This window comes from Wolbachia endosymbiont of Anopheles demeilloni (assembly GCF_018491735.2).
Classification (GTDB): Bacteria; Pseudomonadota; Alphaproteobacteria; order Rickettsiales; family Anaplasmataceae; genus Wolbachia.
The window spans coordinates 1,088,317-1,105,692 of sequence record NZ_CP084694.1 but is presented as its reverse complement, the minus strand read 5'-3'; the positions used below and the strand labels follow the sequence as shown (position 1 = coordinate 1,105,692).

Annotated in this window: 19 protein-coding genes and 1 pseudogene; 11 read left to right on the top strand and 9 right to left on the bottom strand. The window is 33.9% G+C overall.

What is annotated here, in order from left to right; all coding sequences use genetic code 11:
- The first annotated feature begins 116 nt into the window (after positions 1-116).
- Complete coding sequence (locus JSQ73_RS05925; protein ID WP_214250070.1) at positions 117-1,109, top strand: hypothetical protein; 993 nt, start codon at positions 117-119, stop codon at positions 1,107-1,109.
- Here the strand turns inward: JSQ73_RS05925 and JSQ73_RS05920 are convergent.
- Positions 1,099-1,623: a gamma carbonic anhydrase family protein gene (locus JSQ73_RS05920; protein WP_214250069.1), complete on the bottom strand. Its 525-nt coding sequence runs from the start codon at positions 1,621-1,623 to the stop codon at positions 1,099-1,101. The two genes, JSQ73_RS05925 and JSQ73_RS05920, sit on opposite strands and share 11 nt — an antisense overlap.
- A 116-nt stretch (positions 1,624-1,739) precedes the next feature.
- Here JSQ73_RS05920 and secG point away from each other — a divergent pair, with 116 nt between their 5' ends.
- The 5 genes and pseudogenes from secG to JSQ73_RS06955 form a co-directional block, all read left to right on the top strand.
- Positions 1,740-2,060 carry a preprotein translocase subunit SecG gene (gene secG / locus JSQ73_RS05915; protein WP_214250068.1) on the top strand — a complete coding sequence of 107 codons (321 nt, stop codon included), beginning with the start codon at positions 1,740-1,742 and terminating at the stop codon, positions 2,058-2,060.
- Positions 2,060-3,646: a CTP synthase gene (locus JSQ73_RS05910; protein ID WP_214250067.1), complete on the top strand. Its 1,587-nt coding sequence runs from the start codon at positions 2,060-2,062 to the stop codon at positions 3,644-3,646. The genes secG and JSQ73_RS05910 overlap by 1 nt, the downstream gene beginning before the upstream one ends.
- Positions 3,647-3,685: 39 nt before the next feature.
- The gene (locus JSQ73_RS05905) at positions 3,686-3,979 is read left to right on the top strand and encodes a hypothetical protein (RefSeq protein ID WP_214250066.1); all 294 of its coding nucleotides are present in this window, start codon (positions 3,686-3,688) and stop codon (positions 3,977-3,979) included.
- A 17-nt stretch (positions 3,980-3,996) separates the two neighbouring features.
- Entirely contained in the window at positions 3,997-4,404 is a 408-nt protein-coding gene (locus JSQ73_RS05900) for a nucleoside deaminase (protein ID WP_214250065.1), read from the top strand.
- Positions 4,405-4,483: 79 nt separating this feature from the next.
- Positions 4,484-4,619 (top strand): annotated as a pseudogene (locus tag JSQ73_RS06955) (IS3 family transposase); the annotation flags it as partial.
- A gap of 342 nt (positions 4,620-4,961) precedes the next feature.
- On the opposite strand, the gene JSQ73_RS05895 reads toward JSQ73_RS06955, so the two are convergent.
- The gene (locus JSQ73_RS05895; protein WP_234301723.1) at positions 4,962-5,153 is read right to left on the bottom strand and encodes a hypothetical protein; all 192 of its coding nucleotides are present in this window, start codon (positions 5,151-5,153) and stop codon (positions 4,962-4,964) included.
- A gap of 46 nt (positions 5,154-5,199) precedes the next feature.
- Entirely contained in the window at positions 5,200-6,111 is a 912-nt protein-coding gene (locus tag JSQ73_RS05890; protein WP_234301722.1) for a hypothetical protein, read from the bottom strand.
- 438 nt (positions 6,112-6,549) lie between these two features.
- Between JSQ73_RS05890 and JSQ73_RS05885 the strand changes: the two genes are divergently transcribed.
- Together JSQ73_RS05885 and ccmA are read left to right on the top strand one after the other, a co-directional pair.
- Positions 6,550-6,981: a hypothetical protein gene (locus JSQ73_RS05885; protein WP_214250064.1), complete on the top strand. Its 432-nt coding sequence runs from the start codon at positions 6,550-6,552 to the stop codon at positions 6,979-6,981.
- A gap of 347 nt (positions 6,982-7,328) precedes the next feature.
- Positions 7,329-7,952: a heme ABC exporter ATP-binding protein CcmA gene (gene ccmA / locus JSQ73_RS05880; protein WP_214250063.1), complete on the top strand. Its 624-nt coding sequence runs from the start codon at positions 7,329-7,331 to the stop codon at positions 7,950-7,952.
- Between the two features lie 15 nt (positions 7,953-7,967).
- On the opposite strand, the gene argS is transcribed toward ccmA, so the two are convergent.
- From argS to ubiE, 6 genes are all read right to left on the bottom strand, one after another.
- On the bottom strand, positions 7,968-9,674 hold the full coding sequence (argS, locus tag JSQ73_RS05875) for an arginine--tRNA ligase (RefSeq protein WP_214250062.1): 1,707 nt from the start codon (positions 9,672-9,674) through the stop codon (positions 7,968-7,970).
- Between the two features lie 207 nt (positions 9,675-9,881).
- On the bottom strand, positions 9,882-10,469 hold the full coding sequence (locus tag JSQ73_RS05870; protein ID WP_214250061.1) for a hypothetical protein: 588 nt from the start codon (positions 10,467-10,469) through the stop codon (positions 9,882-9,884).
- Positions 10,470-10,595: 126 nt separating this feature from the next.
- Positions 10,596-10,982 (bottom strand): hypothetical protein, encoded by a 387-nt coding sequence (locus tag JSQ73_RS05865; protein WP_214250060.1) that lies wholly within the window; start codon positions 10,980-10,982, stop codon positions 10,596-10,598.
- On the bottom strand, positions 10,966-11,457 hold the full coding sequence (locus JSQ73_RS05860; protein ID WP_214250059.1) for a hypothetical protein: 492 nt from the start codon (positions 11,455-11,457) through the stop codon (positions 10,966-10,968). Before JSQ73_RS05860 ends, JSQ73_RS05865 begins: the two co-directional genes overlap by 17 nt.
- A gap of 667 nt (positions 11,458-12,124) precedes the next feature.
- Positions 12,125-13,822, bottom strand: coding sequence for an ABC transporter ATP-binding protein (locus tag JSQ73_RS05855; RefSeq protein WP_214250058.1), 1,698 nt, complete (start codon positions 13,820-13,822; stop codon positions 12,125-12,127).
- A gap of 188 nt (positions 13,823-14,010) precedes the next feature.
- On the bottom strand, positions 14,011-14,709 hold the full coding sequence (ubiE, locus tag JSQ73_RS05850) for a bifunctional demethylmenaquinone methyltransferase/2-methoxy-6-polyprenyl-1,4-benzoquinol methylase UbiE (RefSeq protein WP_214250057.1): 699 nt from the start codon (positions 14,707-14,709) through the stop codon (positions 14,011-14,013).
- A 125-nt stretch (positions 14,710-14,834) separates the two neighbouring features.
- On the opposite strand from ubiE, the gene JSQ73_RS05845 reads away from it, so the two are divergent.
- From JSQ73_RS05845 to JSQ73_RS05835, 3 genes are all read left to right on the top strand, one after another.
- A complete protein-coding gene (locus JSQ73_RS05845) occupies positions 14,835-15,983 on the top strand; it encodes a Bcr/CflA family efflux MFS transporter (protein WP_214250079.1) in 1,149 nt (382 codons plus the stop codon).
- 78 nt (positions 15,984-16,061) lie between these two features.
- A complete protein-coding gene (locus tag JSQ73_RS05840) occupies positions 16,062-16,448 on the top strand; it encodes an ankyrin repeat domain-containing protein (RefSeq protein ID WP_234301721.1) in 387 nt (128 codons plus the stop codon).
- 91 nt (positions 16,449-16,539) lie between these two features.
- Complete coding sequence (locus JSQ73_RS05835) at positions 16,540-17,103, top strand: hypothetical protein (RefSeq protein ID WP_234301720.1); 564 nt, start codon at positions 16,540-16,542, stop codon at positions 17,101-17,103.
- Positions 17,104-17,376 lie beyond the last annotated feature (273 nt).

The following is a 17,376-nucleotide window of genomic DNA, read 5'->3' as shown; positions in this document are numbered from 1 at the left end:
AATTTACACAGATGTTAAGTGCTGCCACTAATTCCCAGTTAGTACAATTTGTGTATCTTATTGACATATTTAATTTATTCTGTTACAATTTTTAGTAGTTAGGTTGAGGTAAAACAATGAAGAGTTTTAAATGGCTACTTAATCAAGTCAGACTTTCATGGATTAGCTTAATATCAAAAGTAAAGAGCTTTTTTCAAATTAACGATACACATCATCAAACAACTGCTAGCAATGGAAATGACCATACAAAAAAAATAAGTATAGAGAATAAAATAGAAACGAAAGGTAATGAGATTGATTTAGAGGATGAACAGGATGTGTTTGAGGATGCTCTAACAGGAGAAGAGCTAGATGAAGAAGAATTTTTTTATGCTGTTGAAAGTTTTAATGAACAGGAAGTTAATGCTAATAGAGAAAAAAAGGAATATGAAAAAAATAAGTACTATGGTCTACAAGAAAAAAATGAATTTGATCACACAACGCACACTCTTACACTTGCTTTTGAAATTGAAAAGCCATTTCCAGACTCTGACCTTAGTAAATTTAAATTGTGCGAGCTTAAGCAAAATGGTGATAAATATACATTTACTCTAGAGGATGACCAGAAAAATCGTATAGAGCTACACTCTAAATACCTTAATATGTATTTTCCTAAGTATTTTGAGAAACACAGAAAAAAAGGAGCATACACTGAACTTTTTTCTCAAGAAGAAAATGGAATTAGCAATGATATTATCATCCCATTAGAAGTTCCAAAAGAGGTAGGGATACTTACTGAAAAATTCGGCCGGATGAACTTCATAAAAGCAAATATACAATCTCAAATATCAGATTTTCCGGGAGATATAAATCTAAAAGATTGTAAAGATCATGTAAACTTCTATCTTAATTCAAATAATACTATATCTCTTTTTCTAACGTCAGCACCGATAAAATTTGCAGCTAAATTATCAGGTACTCAGATAGAAATAAACTGGCCAATAAAGGATATTTTAGTTAGAGGTAATTTTATTAATCAACATATTGATAAACAATCTAGAGTTGAAGAAACTTTTGAAGTAGTTAACGTAGAATATCATCAGAGTCAAAGATTTCAGTCTAGCATGTAGCTTTATACTCCTTCATCAATACAACATAATTTTGTGCTGACTGCATAATATGTTTAATTTCCTCATCTGACATTTTTTTGAAGAATTGTGCTGGCCTGCCAGCCCATACTTCACCACTTTCTATCACTTTTTCATGTGTCACCAGTGAATCAGCAGCTACCATAGCTTCAGACTCGACAATCGCATGATCCATTATAACAGAGCCCATACCAATAAATGCTTTATCATGTATCGTGCATGCATGTAACACACAAAAATGTCCAACCGTCACCATACTACCAATAATCGTGTCACCGCCTGGATTTCTATCTACATGAATTACGGTGCCATCTTGAATATTCGTTTCATCACCTATTTCGATTGATCCAACATCTCCTCTGATCACACAATTAAACCAGATACTCGCATTCCTTCCTATTTCAACGTTACCTATGATACGCAAACCATCTGCGATAAAAGAACTTTCATCCATTTTTGGTTCATAATCTTTGTATTTTAAAATGTGATAGCTCATAATTTAAATAAGGTTTAATACATACTTGGATTCCAGTAGTCAAGTTACTCGGGTAAAGATATTCTTGACTTATGATCCTTATGCCCCTAAAATCTTTATTTTTAGCTCTATTCATAATGTCAGTAACAGTACTTAGTGTACTTCAAATAATATTAGTTGTTGTATTGGTAATTTTAGTGCTCCTTCAGCCACCTGGAAGTAGTTCATTAAGTGGCTTTAGTAATTCACAACAGGGAATGAATTCAATAATTCCGGTAAATTCTTCTGAAAATCCACTCAGTAGAATAACTTCTATAGTTGCTGGGCTGTTCATTATAAATACACTGTTACTATCAGGATTATGTTCAAAAGATGTACATAAAAAATCAATTGCAGAGAAGATTATATCAGAAAAGAAGCAAGAAGGCCAATCAACTTCTGTTCCATTTGAAAATTAATGAAAGAAACCAAGTTTATCTTTGTTACAGGTGGAGTTGTTTCATCACTTGGTAAGGGTTTAGTTGCTTCAAGTGTGGGAGCACTTCTTCAAGCTCATGGGTTCAATGTTCGCATCAGAAAGCTTGACCCATATCTCAACATTGATCCTGGAACAATGAGCCCAGCTCAGCACGGGGAAGTATTTGTTACTGAGGATGGTGCTGAAACTGATTTAGACCTTGGACATTACGAGCGTTTTACTAAAATTAAAGCAACCAAGGACGACAATATAACAACTGGTAAAGTATATAATAAATTATTAAAGAAGGAAAGGTGTGGTGATTATCTAGGCAAAACTGTGCAAATCATTCCTCATGTGACAGATTTAATCAAATCTTTCATTTTTAATGGTACAGAAGATTTAGATTTTGTAATATGCGAAATAGGCGGAACCGTAGGTGATATTGAAAGCCAACCGTTTTTGGAAGCTATACGCCAAGTTAATTATAAACTAGGAAAGCAAAAAGTTATCCTTATTCATTTAACTTTAATACCATATCTCACTGCAGCACAAGAATTAAAGACAAAACCGACACAGCATTCAGTTCGAGAGTTAAACTCTGCGGGGTTACAACCAGATATTATATTATGTCGCAGTGAAAAAGAAATTTCCGATAATCAAAAAGAAAAGATAGCCAATCTTTGCAATGTTTCTTTATCTAACGTAATACCTGCTCCTGATGTAAACCATATATACGAGTTACCGTCCTTGTATAATCAATGTGGGCTCGGGACACAAATTTTGGATCACTTTCACTTAAGTAAGCCAAAACCAAGCTTACCTGAATGGGACCAAATAGTACACTCTATGAGACATCCAACACAAGAAGTTATCGTTTCCATAGTAGGAAAATATACTGAATTTCCTGACGCATATAAATCACTGATTGAAGCATTAAACCATGGTACAATTAGTAATAAAGCTAGAGTGAAGATAAATTGGGTCAACTCAAGAGAAGAGAATGGAAAATCTATAGATGCAAAGTTTATCAGAGAAAAATTACAAAGCTCTAATTCAGTTCTTGTTCCAGGAGGATTTGGTGATAACGGAATAGAAGGTAAAATATTAGCAATAAACTATGCCCGTGTAAATAACATTCCTTTTTTAGGAATATGTCTTGGTATGCAGCTTGCAGTGATTGAATTTGCTCGTAACGTTATTAAGCTTGAAGATGTACACTCTGAAGAATTTTATACTTGCAAACACCCAATCATCAAGCTCGCTGATGGAACCATGAGACTTGGAACATACAAGTGTAATGTAAATCCAAATTCAAAAATGGCAAATGTGTATAGTAGTGTCACTATTTCAGAAAGACACAGACACAGACATATAGTTAATTTAGATTATAAAAAAAACTTAGAAGAGAATGGAATGATATGCAGTGGTATATCAGAAGATAAAACATGCATAGAGGCAGTGGAGCTAAAAAATCACTCATGGTTTATTGGTGTGCAATTTCATCCAGAATTTCAATCAAGACCATTTTCTCCTCATCCTCTCTTTATATCATTTATTAAGGCAGCTATTGACAATAGAGTTTAATAGAACTGAATAAACTATATTCTAATAGAGAGGTAAAAAATGTTACTAAGAAATAGTAAAGATAGCATTACACATGGATCTGCGACCTTCGAGGAATTGAATAGGCATGTAGAACAAATAATATATAAATTAGAGGAGGATCAAATTATAGAGGATATAATGGAAGAAGTAGTTGTAGCTATAAACGAACTAAAATCGGTAGAAGAAATAAAAAAATATTTAAAGCGAAAAATAGATAGCCTTGTAAAAAGGACAATAGTCCTTAGTGAATTCTATAACCTAGAAAAAGTAGAAAAGCCAAGAAAAGAAAATTATATTTACCCAAGCACCTAATGTTTAAGTACCAATACATGGAACTTGCCATAGAGCAAGCAAAACTTTCTCAGAAAGATGGCGAAGTGCCAATAGGTGCTGTAATAGTTAATGGAAACAATATCATCTCCTCTGCACACAATATATCTAATGATCCAACTGCACATGCAGAAATGTTAACAATTAGAAAAGCATTTTCAACTTCCACGCTTTATGAAGCTGAAATGTACGTAACGTTAGAGCCGTGCCCGATGTGCGCTCAAGCTATCTCTTTTGCAAAAATTAAACGTCTGTACTTCGGTGCTTACAATCCCAAAGGTGGGGGAGTTGAAAACGGCACTAGAATATTTCAATTCTGTAACCACATACCTGAAGTTTATGGTGGAATATTAGAAACAAAATGTTCTCTTTTATTAAAAGATTTCTTTGAGAAATTGAGAACTTAGTTTAAGATCTGTGAGATTGTTTCAATATTTTTTGAGTAAAATCTGTATTATAACTCTTTCGTATATTTGATCAATTTGCTCATGCAACGTACATAAGGGATGTTATTACGATAACTCCGTTGCAGAAAAGTTTACTCAAAAGGGAGCTTCTTATTGATACTTCTCAACGTTATGTTCAACAAACTAGAACTTCCATATTTGAATACGTAGAAATTAGATTTCTTGCACTACTGGAATCTAGATTTTCTTGCTAAATCCCAGACTGGCTGGTTATGCAAGAAATCTATTTTTTATCATAAATAACTTAAATATTATATTATAAACTCTGCTAAATTTATTCTCACAACAAAAACTTCTTCTCTATTTTTTTTTGAGTAAGGTCACCAATTCTATTTTTCTACAAAAGTGTTCTCTGAACTAAAAAATCCAGAGAACATTCTCTCTTATATCAACTCATTATCAATGGGAAAAGAACTAACCTCATTATCATAAGAGTAAGGAGTTGTTCTTTGCACATTATCAAAGACAGCTTTTAATAGTCCTTCCTTATCACTATCTCATGCAACTTTCTCCATAATTCCATTATAATCTTTACACTTTTGATCATTTCCACAGTCCTTGATTTTACCATTAAGCTTTAGATAAGGCTTTAATGAATTATAGTGTACTTGAGTATTATTGCCCTCTTTATCTATCATATTCCCTGCGTTATTAACAATTATCAATGGTGCAACTTGTTTCGCTTTCACAATACTTGCTCCACCGGAGTCTTTGATGAGATCAGGACATGATTCTCTAGAAAAAAAAATTCTTGTTTAATTCTTTATTAGCATAATCATTGCCAGATTGGCAGAAACTCTTAACCTTCTCGTCCTGAAAAGCTAACTCTTGTGGACTATCAATACATTTAAGACATTTCGTATTACCAAAGTTAGCTACTGAACTAATAGTATCAGTAAAGGCAAATTTAAAATTTACTGCACCATAAACACCCTCTGATTCCTTTTCTATATATGGCAAAATTTTAGAATTACTATACATCTCAGGATAGAGTTCTTTTAATAAATCAGATGTATTAAAACCTTGATAACCTATCTTATTATCCGATTTATACAAAGTAGCCTTAGGCCCACAAATTTCTGGCAGGCTAAGATCTGGTGTTATTTCTCGAGATGTAGTTTCTCCACTTTCATTCCCTCCTTCATTGGTAACATGTTTGCCTCTATCATTTTCATTCCCTCCCTTAATACTAGGTTTATCTGCACCGATTCTTTTCTCATTTTTACATTCTTCAGCTGCTTTTTTATACCACTCAGTCTCTGCTTTTGCCATGTTAATTTTACACTTTAAAAGTTCTTCTTTCTCCTGTTCAATTTTGTACCTCAAAACTTCCTCTTTTGCTAATTTAGCTTCTAATTTTGCTTGTTCAGCTTCTGCTTTAATATCATCACATTTTTCCTGATTAATTGCCTGTCCACCGTTTTCTTTCATCTTCTCAGCATCTTTTTTACACTGTATTAACTTATCTTTTGCCTTCTTAGTTTCATCTCTACAGTCACGAAGTAAATCTTCTTCTGATTTATCATCCTCTTCTCCCTCAACCTGATCTCCTAGATTTTCGACTTGCTCACCCTCTTCACCATAAAAAAGTTTGTTGGCATATAAATTACTATTATTAACTTGATCGCTATAGATATTGTTTGACATTGTGACCTCCTATACAGTCAAAACTGGAATTAAATTAGAGTATAAAAGCTGAGCATTCAACATGGGTAAAAGAAACCACAGTTCAGGAAATCTCAGGTTAACTCAGAAATTATTATAAGCAAAAATGATTAAAAATTTTATAGCTTATATTATAGATCTAGCATGATAACCAACAATTAGATTTTCTTTCAATTTCCACCTTACTCACCAGCTTGACACAGTCCATCTTTATTCATTAAAGAGCCGTGATTCCTCTACTCTCCAATGATTAATCACTTGTCAGTTTTGAGTGTAGTAGTTGATAGCCTGTACGTAAATACGTTGCTTTTGTCCTTTAGAAATTTTTAGTCTGCTATCTTTATCCAGAAAAAAAATTGTAAAATTTTTATAGTTATGGTATAATTATGGATACCGCTTGCCAATAAGCTGAGTATAAAAATGCCGTTCGGACAAATCATTACATATAGCACGATATTACTTGCTATAATTGCAGTATTTTTCTTTTTGAGAAAAATATACAAAAATCATATTAGAAAAATTATATTTCCTCTAAAAGTTCTCAAAGAAGAGTGGGAAGAAAATAGAAGATTCAATGAATTGTATCAAAAAAATAAGCAAAAAGAGTTGATGAAACAACAGGAAATGCTAAGTGAGAAGCAAAAAGATATGCAAGTTTACAAAGAAGATCTAGAAATAGTTGATATAGCAAAACCGCTAGGTAAATGGACAAAGATGGTTATGATGGGTAGCGGTTTAATGAAGCATTTTGCACAATTGATACACAGAGAAGGTGATAAAAAAGGATTTTGGGAGCTGTTTATAAAAGCTCAATCTTCAATTAAGGGTAAGCATAAAGGAAAAGGCAGATGACGTATCCGTTGTATAACCTGCTTTCTGGCATTAAACTTCTTAAGTGTTATAGTCAATCAAGTATAAGGGTGTCATCCCAGTGCTTGACACTGGGATCCAGCTCTTCATGTAATCTAGTTAAAAATATTAATTTTAACATAAAGCAACTACTTTTATGCCAACCAGCTCAGCATGCTTACTTAAAATTCCTGGATCCCAGTGTCAAGCACTGGGATGACACCATCTGCTACCTACAAACCCAATGTTCGTACAGTTGTATGTCAAACACTGACTGTTTGTTGTGCAAGCTATCCAATGTTCATATACTGAAGTGTTTAGGCTCCAAGTTCTCTTTAAAGGTCCAATAGATGCTTGAATGTAAAAATCTATCCTGTGCTCGTAATAACAAAGTATTATTTAAAAACCTCAATTTTAAAGCTGAACCAAAATCAAAAATCTTAATCACTGGTCCAAATGGTAGCGGCAAAACCAGCTTAATCAGAAGTTTATCTGGACTTTTGCCACCAGTGTCAGGTAATATAATGTACTGTGGAAAAGATATATATGATGACCTAAAATCCTATATACCTTCCATGGTCTATATAGGACATAAAAACGCCTGTAAAGATAGCTCAACAGTTGGTGAAAATATAAAATTCTGGGCAAGAATACGGAATACTAGAGAATTAATTATGGCAGCCGTTTGTTGCTTACAGTTGCAACCTGTACTTAATATCAAGTATAGTGAACTTTCTGCAGGTTGGAAAAGAAGAGTTGCGCTTGCTCGCCTCTTAATTTCTAATGCAAACGTTTGGATGATAGACGAACCATTTTGTAATCTCGACAGTTTAACGTGTGAATTAATATTAAATCTAATCTCAATACGCTCTGAGCAAAACGGTACAGTAATTATTACAGGACATAGCTCTACAGAACAACTGTGTGACTTCAAGACAATCGATATACGTGATTTTAACAGACCTCTTGTATAATTTTTGGCCTTAAAATTAACTCATCTCTTTCAAAGGCTCTATATTAAAAATAGAAAGCCCAGAAGAGATTACGTGTGCTAAGGCTTGGACGAGAAACATTCTTGCAGCGGTGAGGTTCAAGTTATCTTCTAGTATGAACCGCATGTTTAAATCACTTTTGCCATACCCCCATAAAACGTGAAACGCTTCTGCAACTTCAAGTAAGTAGAAAGTAATTCTATGTGGCTCACAAAGCCTTGCAGATATTTCTACCACATCTGGCCACTTTGCTAAGGTTTTTATGAGGAAGAGCTCGCCATCTGTCTTTAAAAGTGAAAGGTTTGTTGTTGGAAGCTCTTTTGGAGCATTACGCATTAATGAGTGAGCACGAGCATGGGCATATTGCACGTAAAAAATAGGGTTGTCTCTTGATTGTTCTTTTACTTTAACAAAATCAAAGTCCAAGACCATATCATTCTTGCGTGTTAACATTATAAAACGAGTGATACCTATACCAACCTCTTCCACCACATCCCTGGCTGTAAGAAAGTTCCCTGATCTTTTGGACATTTTAACAGGTTTGCCATTTTCAAAAAAATTCACAATATTATGCAATTTTACCTCTATCTTTGCTTGATCATCACTGAGCGCAGAGACAACTGCTCTAAGCCTTTTAATATAACCGCCATGGTCACTGCCGAGTTCTACGATCATATTGTTAAAACCACGTGATATCTTATCAAAATGGTAAGCAATATCTGAGGCAAAATAAGTCCAGCTACCATCCTCTTTTTTCAGTGCACGATCAACATCATCACCAAATTTTGTGGAGCAAAACAACATTTCTTTTCTGGAAGTCCAACTTTCACTTTCTTTGCCTTTTGGTTTCTCCAAGTATCCTTCATACACTAGACCCTTGTCAGATAATATCTTTATACTCTCTTCGATTTTGCCACTTTTTTGCAGCTCATACTCTGAAGTAAAGACATCATGATTGACTCCAAGCAAGCTCATTTCCTCCTTTATAAGTTCTAAGATAGAACTTAAAGTATATTCTCTAATTACTCGATTATCTTCCTCTTCTCTAAGCTCCTTGCCATATTTTTTAGCTAGCCCCTCCCCTATTGGTTTTAAATATTCACCTGGGTATAAACCTTTTTCGATGCTAATTTTTTCTCCCAGAGCTTCCTTATACCGCAAATATACTGACTTTATTAGTGTATCTATCTGCGCTCCAGCATCATTAATATAGTATTCCTTAGTAACATTATAACCAACTTTTTTTAGTAAATTTGCTAAAACATCACCAAACACTGCCCCTCTTGCATGACCAATATGTAGTGGCCCAGTTGGATTTGCAGATATAAACTCAACATTGATGGCCTGATTGTTTCCAATGTTGAGAGTGCCAAACTCCGTTTTTAGTTCATTTATTTGTTTTAAAATCCCATGCCATACTTCCATTTTCAAGTGCATATTGATGAACCCCGGACCCGCTATTTCCACTTTTGCAACTGCATCAAAAAGCTCAAACTCTTTAGCTAAAACTTCCGCGATTTCAATGGGATTCTTCTTTTCATGTTTTGCAAGCACCATAGCAACATTTGTATAGATATCACCATGTGCTCTATTGCTTGGAGGTTCCACAATAAAATTTTCTGCACTTGTGCTTATAACACCCGTTTGCTTTAATTCATCTAATTTGCCAGAAATTAGAGAAAAAATCCGCTTAAAAATGCTCATTCACTATACTGTTATAAAATCTATAGCAGTATAGCGGACAAATGGGGCTAGTTGAAGAGTTATCTCACGTTCTATAAGTTTTTATTGGCAAATGCAGCTCAGTTGGCAGAGCGTCAGTCTATGGCGCTAAATGCTGCCAGTTGTTCATTCATTCTATTTTTCTAAAAAAGTGTTTTCTGAGATGAAAAGCCCAGAAAACATTTAGTCTTATATAAAATTAGTATCATCAGAAACAGAATTATCTTCATAGTAAGGACTCGCTCTTTGCATATCATCAAAAACAGTTTTTAATAATACTTCCTTATCAGTATCCCATGCAACTTTCTTCATAATTTCAGCAAAACTTTTACAGTCTGCGTTACCTGCACAATCTTTTATATGGCCATTAGCCTTAAGATGAAGCAATAAGCTGGAATAGTGTATTTTAGTATTATCACCTTCTTTATTTATCATTTCTCCTGAGGAATTAACAAATATTAGCGGCGCAACTTGTTTTGCTTTAATAGCAGCTGTACCGGATATTTTAACAAGATTAGGGCATGTCCTTTCAGCAAAGAAGGCCTGGTTATAGCCTTGATTCGCATATAAACCTGCAAGGTAGCAGAAACTTTTAATTTCATCATCTTGACAAGCAATCTCGCTTAAATTATCCAAACACTTTTTACACCACATATTGCTAGCACTTCCCCATGAGTAATCAAAAGGTTCTGAAAAAGCAAATTTGTAATTTACTGCACCATAGAAGACCTTTGATCCCGCTTTCAGATGTTCCGCAATTTTAGGGTTACTATACATCTCAGGGTGAAATGCCTCTAGTAATTCAGATGTACTAAAACCTTGGTGACCTACCTGACTATATGTCTTGTAGTAACCACCAAAAACTCCACACTTTGTAGCATCAGCATGATCATCGGTTATTTCTTAAGATAAAATGAAAGCTGTTTTTGTGACTTCACTTCCATCATCGTTATCACCTTTTTTCTTGCCATCCTCATAAAAGCCTTTTTCATTATAGCCATCTTTGTCATAGCCATCCTTATTAAAGCCGTCTTTATCTTTGTCGCCTTTATCGTGGCCATTTTTATCACGCTTACAATCTATCTCATCCTCTATTTCTTTTTTTATTTTATCCTTTATCTCATTCTTAGTCTTGTCATCAATCTCGTACTTAGGGTCTTTACCATCATCTAGCCTTGTATGTAAATTAATTTTCAATTTATTTGAATAAGGGAAAGTGTTCTTTAACATAAAAGAGAAGTATATACTAACAATGTATACACCTTCATTACTTTCATATAATATAAACAATACCTTCTGGTACTGACATTTGTTCAGGAGAAAATGCTGATTCTGTGCGCATATCTATTATAGAAGCATTTATCGCATCCACACAAGCTTTGCATTCAGGATTACTATCACATTGTCCTTTGATAAGATTGTCTGGACCAATTTCAAGATTGTTGTCACTTTTATCAATAATTTCTTTACATTTTGCAAACATTAAACCACTAGACTTCTTAGTAATGGCATCTTTAATCTCTCCAGAAACTGCATCAACTACTATTGAAAGCCTTGAAAAGGCAATTGATTTTTTAGGTTCTGGACAAGGAGGTATTTTTATATCAGGAAGCTGTATATTTAATTCGAGTCCATCACAATACGGATCAAAGTGGTTATGACAATGTGGATCAAAATTATGATGGTACCGTGGGTTAGTTGTGCAAGCTGTGCGCGTAGGAATACATGAACCAACACGTGGAGATGAGGAAAAATTATAATTCATAAGAATCCTTTAAAAAATAACTATTAGATTATTATAGGATAAAAAAGTTAATGATTTAATAACTCTAAGATTAAAACTAGCATATACAAACTTACAGTACATTTCAAAATACGACTTTAATATAGAAGATATTCGCATTGAAAATGCTTTACCACAGCAAAATGCTGCTAAGATTTCAAGAAAAAGCTGTCAGTAGTCAAATTTATTGTATTTTAAAGCAAAATGTGAAGCACATGGGAAACCATGTGCTATTGGAAGTACATATATCAAGAGTGAAAGAACGTACGTTTGTTAGTGATTTAAATCTAATCTCTTAGCAGAAAAGATCAAACGTATCACAAGGATTATAACATGTATCATAATAGTTATGATATGAGTTAAAATGATTGTGACACAAATTAGTAGCACAAGGTGCGTATGCAGGTGCACAAGCTTGTGCACAGTGCGAAATTGGTGCTGGTAAAACTTGTGTTGGCACAACCTGTGTTGGTAAATTGAAAGCCGTACAAGGTGATTTTGGGAAATGACTATAATTATAAACCATAATAATCCTTTAAAAAATACTATGATATTATTATAAGTTAAAATAATTAAAGATTTAATAATTTTCATTATTAATCTAGCATAACAACCAACAAGTATGACTCAAATTTTCCTTCAGTTTTTACTATATCTTCGCCAATTTTGCATACAGCCCATCTTTACTCATTAGAGAATCATGAGTTCCCACTTCTTCTACTTTCCCGCAATTAATCACTATAATCTTGTCAGTTTTGAGTGCGGTTGATAGCCTGTGCGTAATTATAATTGTTGTTCTGTTTTGCATCAACTTGCTAAGTGCTTTTTGCACGAGGTTCTCACTTTTATAATCAAGAGCAGAGGTTGCTTCATCCAGTATTAAAACCTGAGGGTTTTTGAGTATGGCTCTTGCTATTATAATACGTTGCTTTTGCCCTTCAGAAAGTTTTAATCCTCTTTTTCCTACAAATGTATCAAATTTATCAGGCAGTTTATCAATAAATTCCATCGCATAAGCGCTGATAGCTGCTTGCTTCACCTCTTCATATTCAGCATCTGGTTTACCATATAATATATTTTCCATTATTGAGCAAGAAAATATCATGTGATCTTGTGGTACTAAGCCAAACAGCGATCTGAGGTCATTTAGCGCAATTGATTTGATGTCATGCCCATCAATAGTAATACTGCCTTCACTTGGATCGTGAAAACGGAGCAAAAGCTTTAAAATGGTGCTCTTGCCACTTCCAGATGGTCCAACAATTGATACTGATTGGCCTGCCTCTATAGAAAATGATACGTTATTTAATGCTGGCTTATCAGTATAAAAAAATGTTACATCATTAAACGAAATTCCTTTTTGAACATTATTGATCCTTATAGGATTATCACTATCTAATATAGAGCTTTTCATGTTCATAAATTCAAATAAACGCTCTACAATTCCAAGACCTCGTTGCAAATCACTGATGTTATCGCTTAGATTGTTTACAGCCCCTGAAGCAAGCGCTGAATAAAACACAAATGAGGAAAGTTCTCCAATGGTCATATTATTACTTAAGACTTCTTTTATTCCAAAAAAAAGCAAAATAATTAGCGAACCTATCACACACGTGATAACTAGAGTTACTAAAATAGCACGCAAGAGTACTAATTTTACGTATGATTTTGATACTGAGTTTAGATGTTTCTGAAAACGAATTTTTTCATTTTCTTCTAATACAAATGATTTAATGGTTACTATAGATCTAAAATTTTCCTCACTAAATGATGCAAGCTCACTTAATTTATCCTGAGCAAAGCGTGCATAATTGCGAACTTTTTTTCCAAGTAAAGTCATGATAATGAGCAGTATGGGTATTATTGCAGCTGCATATGCAGTGAGGTGCAGATTTGTGTATAATAGCATTGCAACACTACCAGTCAGTACAACAAAATTTCTCAATATTGTCAGTAAGCTGCTGTTTATTATCGATTGCAATGCAGAGATATCAGTAATTAATGCTGAGATAACATCTTGTACGCCTGTGTTCTCAAAGAAACTCGGTTGCAAGTCAGTGATACTGCTATATAAGTCGTATCTGATTCTTGCGATAACTTTCTCGCTGCCAATGCCAATGAAATATAACCGAATAAATGCAGTGAAAGAAATGCCTAAAACTATCAGTATTGAAACTACGAGCTTGGTAGTAAAGTTATGCTCTGCGCCAGAATCAATTATGTTGCTTAAGCCCCTACCAAAAAGAAGAATCGTTAAAGCTGAAAATAGAACTGCAATAAAAGCTATGATAAAATAATGTAGACTAGGTTTTATATAGTAAAATAGCTGCTTAATGTTAGATCGCATTTTATTGTAAAGTTAAGTATATAGATTTTAGTTCAGGAAAAAGGTACAGCATTAGTCCACAGTGTACCTCCTGAGAGCAATACGTTCAAGAAACTTTAGCTTGATTTCTACTGAAGGAAAAACGCTGCACAATTACAGGAAGATAGCAAAAGAACTGTTGGAAGGATGATCAGACCAGAGTTTAATATTCATTTTATTCCAATGTGTAACGCCACTATTCCATAGCTCATATTATAGAACTCAACATTCTTAAAGCCTACCTCTTCAATTTCCATTTTAAAATTAGTTTGAGTTGGAAATTCTCTTATGCTTCTTACTAGGTATTCGTAAGAACCCTTATCTTTAGCAACTATGCTACCAATTTTAGGAATTACTTTAAATGAGTATAAGTCATAAAATTTGGTGAATATCTCATTTTGATAATGCATAGGGGCAAACTCCAAGCAAATAAATTTCCCATCTGGCTTCAATACCCTATATACTTCACTTAAAGCCTTTTTACGGTCAGAAAAGTTTCGAATACCAAAAGCTACTGTATAATAATCAAATTCAGAATCTTCAAATGGTAAACTCTCTGCATTTGCACATACCCAATTGAAATTTAGCTGATTTGAATTTATTGCTTTATCACGCCCTTTGTCCAGCATGTTTTGATTTATATCACATACTGTAACTTGAGTACTTGGTTCACCTCTTGCTATTCTTATAGCTATATCTCCGGTTCCTCCAGCAATATCCAAAACCTTGGAGTTCTTTTTAAAATGCACACTACTTACCATCTTCTCTTTCCATAGCCTGTGCATTCCAAGGCTCATTATATCATTCATAATGTCGTAGCGATTTGCTACAGAATCGAAAACCTCTTTAACTAATTGTGATTTATCCATATTTTATACAGAGATTAGCAGTTAAATTAATATACTAATGAGAAAAATATACTACAATTAAACATATTTAATCCAGTAAATCATTAGTGTCGAAAGCTTTTTCACAAAATATCATCTCTCTTATTATGATATTATCTGTAGCAGTTGTTGATATAGCAACAGACTTATACTCAGTTGCATTGCCAAGTATTGCCAACTATTTTAAGGTGAAAGGTAATATAGCGCAGCTTACGATCAGTTTAAATTTAGTAGGAGTTGCAATATCTGGATTAATTTATGGCCCATTGTCAGATTATTATGGCAGGCGCCTAATAATGCTGATTGGTATGACAATTTTTACCTTGGCAAGTATTGTATGTTGTATAGCTGATAATATTATACTTTTAATATTAATCCGGTTTATACAAGGAGCTGGAGCTGGTGTTGCAGGCGTTGTCGGATATGCAGCAATCAGGGATATGTACTCAGGTAGTGAATACTCAAGAGTAATCTCAAAGTTAAATATGGTAGTAGCACTTTCACCTGGAATAGCTCCAGTGATAGGCAGTTATATAATTTCACATGGTTATAGTTGGAAGTTTTTGTTTTTTATTATATCACTTACCACAATTATTATGCTCATTTTTATTTACTTGAAGCTGCAAGAAACTCTGACTGTAAATAAAATTAAAGCCAGTATTAATATCTTCAAGCAGTATATATTAATATTTAAGAATTATCGTTTCCTTGGATTTTCAACCATTCATGGATTAACTTTCATGTGGCTTTGGGCATACATTGCTAACTACCCGTTCATATTTGAATCAATGGGCGTTGAAGTACAATATTTTGGCTATCTTATATCAATCATAGTTATATTTTACATAATTGGAACTTTAATTAACAGAAGGTACGTACCAAAAATAGGGGTTAGCAAGATGCTAATAATAGGTTTGGTACTACCAATAATATCCGATGGTTTGTTGGTATATTTTTATTTCATAAACAAGTTGAGCGTACTTATTCTTCAAGTTATTTGGATTCCAAGCAATATTGGCCTTGCACTCGTCATCAGCAATAATGTGACTTCTGCTTTAGAAACGGTCAAAAGCATAGGACTTGGCAGCGCAGTCATCTCATTCTGCAATATGATGTTTGGAGCTATTGGAATATACATAGTAGGAAAATTCTTTTCTTATGGCATTTTACCAAATTTACTGTTAACGGTTGCATGTTCTACAGTTGCAGTTTTTGTATATGGCTTACTCAAATACACTGAAAAACACGAAGGATAATCATTATTTCTACAACTCAGATTTCATGAATTATTAATTACCTTACTATAGTAATGCAATTTTATAGAGAAGTGTTAAATGGATTATTCAATCAGAGATATAGATGCTGCTTTACTTGATGCTGCTAAAAGAGGTGATCTTAATGAAGCAAAGCGCCTAATAAGTGAAGAAGCTGATGTTAATGCATATGATGGATCTCGAGGTAATTCTCTATATTGGGCTGTTAAAAATAATCATTCTGATATAGCAAAAGTTCTATTAGATAATGGAGCAGATTTTTTTGCTTATGACTCTTCTCAAGAACGCCACGTGTTAAATAAATACGAAGAAGTAAAAGCTGAACATTGTAAGGTTTCTCTACATCTGGCTGCCAGACTTGGCAACTTGAAAGCATTAGAAGACCTATTAAAGAAAGAAGCAAATGTTAATGCAAAAAATGTAAAGGACAGACTCCTTTACATTTGACTGTTGAAGTGTGCTATGTTGATATACCAAATCCAGATGAGGTAGATGATTATTGGAATCAGTATTTTGCTGCTGAAAAAAATGTGGCTATGTGAAAATAGTAGAAGCCCTATTAAGAAACGAGGAAATTAATGTTAATGCACAAGATAAATATGGAAAGACTCCTTTAGATTTAGCTAGCATAGAAGAAATAAAAACTCTATTACTAAAACCCCCCAAAAAAATTGATGACAGTATAGCATCAAAAGATAATGAAGTAGGTCAAGAGGAAGATGCTGGACAAGAAGGTAATGTCCAACCAAATTTACAAGAACAAAAGGAAAAATCACAAGAAATCATTGCAGAAGAAGTCAGTGATGTACAAATTGAAGATGCTGATAATGGACATTCTATTGACATAGCACTTACACAAAATGGTGTTAATCCACGAAGTGAATCATCAACAAATGAAGAACTGCTGAGCTCTTTTTGTAGTAGTTTGTTTGGTATACTGATTAAACCTTTTTCTTTAATAGGATCATTTTTTGGTGGCTTTTTTTCATGGTTGTTTGGATTTGATGAACCATCAACTGAATCTGATCAAATAATTGCACCAAGTAACTCAGGAGGAGAGGAGCTAAAAAACTATCAAGAGGGTGACAATAATATTATATAATAGATTTCTTGCATAACTGGAATGCAAAAAAAAATCAGTTGATGTCATGAAAGTAGCTGACACTGGCACCCAGTTAAATTTACGGAGTATAATGGATTCCAGCGTCAAGCACACAGCTGTACGAACATTCATTTTTGCAGGAAATTGCACAGTAAATGGTATCATTCCAGTGCTTGACACTGGCATCCAGTCCTTTCACAGAGTTCCATCCAAAACGTTGTAAAGTGTTTACCAACTTAGGCCCAATCTGGATTCCAGTGTCAAGCACTGGAA